Source organism: Acinetobacter sp. YH12049 (genome assembly GCF_013419875.1).
GTDB lineage: Bacteria > Pseudomonadota > Gammaproteobacteria > Pseudomonadales > Moraxellaceae > Acinetobacter > Acinetobacter amyesii.
Genome location: NZ_VOZH01000117.1, coordinates 1 through 1,024, shown reverse-complemented (window position 1 = coordinate 1,024; position 1,024 = coordinate 1). Strand labels below are relative to the sequence as shown.

The window sequence follows — 1,024 nt, the reverse complement described above, 5'->3', positions numbered from 1 at the left end:
CGGCAAGGCCTGCTGGAACGGGATGTCGAAAACAGCTATCTGGCCTCGGATGCGGTGGATGACGACCCGATGACACCCCTGCTGGGGCACTCGATCACTTACCGTATCGCTGTCGGTTCACAGGCGGGGCGAAAGGTGTTCACTTTGCAAACTCTGCCGACCAGTGGTGATCCGTTCGGTGACGGGATTGGCAAGGTAGCCGGGTCCAGCCTGCACGCCGGCGTGGCGGCCAGGGCCGATGAACGCAAGAAGCTCGAACGGCTGTGCCGGTACATCAGCCGCCCGGCGGTATCCGAGAAGCGGCTGTCGTTAACACGAGGCGGCAACGTGCGCTACCAGCTCAAGACGCCGTACCGGGACGGCACCACGCACGTCATTTTCGAACCATTGGATTTCATTGCAAGGCTGGCCGCCCTGGTACCGAAGCCCAGAGTCAACCTAACCCGCTTCCACGGGGTGTTCGCACCCAACAGTCGGCACCGGGCGTTGGTCACGCCGGCAAAACGGGGCAGGGGCAACAAGGTCAGGGTGGCTGATGAACCGGCAACACCAGCACAACGGCGAGCGTCGATGACATGGGCGCAACGGCTCAAGCGTGTTTTCAATATCGACATCGAGACCTGCAGCGGCTGCGGCGGCGCCATGAAAGTCATCGCCTGCATTGAAGACCCTATAGTGATCAAGCAGATCCTTGATCACCTGAAGCACAAAGCCGAAACCAGCGGGACCAGGGCGTTACCCGAAAGCCGGGCGCCACCGGCTGAGCTGCTCCTGGGTCTGTTTGACTGACGAGCCTGAAGGCCAACGATACCAATCAAAATGCTGCGTTCACAGCGCCGCGGCAGGGATCCGCCGTGCTGGTTGTCGGAAAAGGAGCCGCTAGTGGGAAAGAGGAGGGTAAATTTTCAGCGTTGCTGGCTCCCCGTCAGCCGGATTGGGTTGCATCGCAGGGGTGTCGAAAGAGTCAACTGCGGTCCAAAGCTGTTGGACTTGGGTGAAAAGGGCGTTTATTCTTCCTATACGT

At 60.2% G+C, this 1,024-nt stretch carries 1 pseudogene; it reads left to right on the top strand.

The window, feature by feature from the left end:
* Nucleotides 1-789 (top strand): annotated as a pseudogene (locus FTU05_RS17755) (IS91-like element ISVsa3 family transposase); the annotation flags it as partial.
* Between the last annotated feature and the right edge of the window lie 235 nt (nucleotides 790-1,024).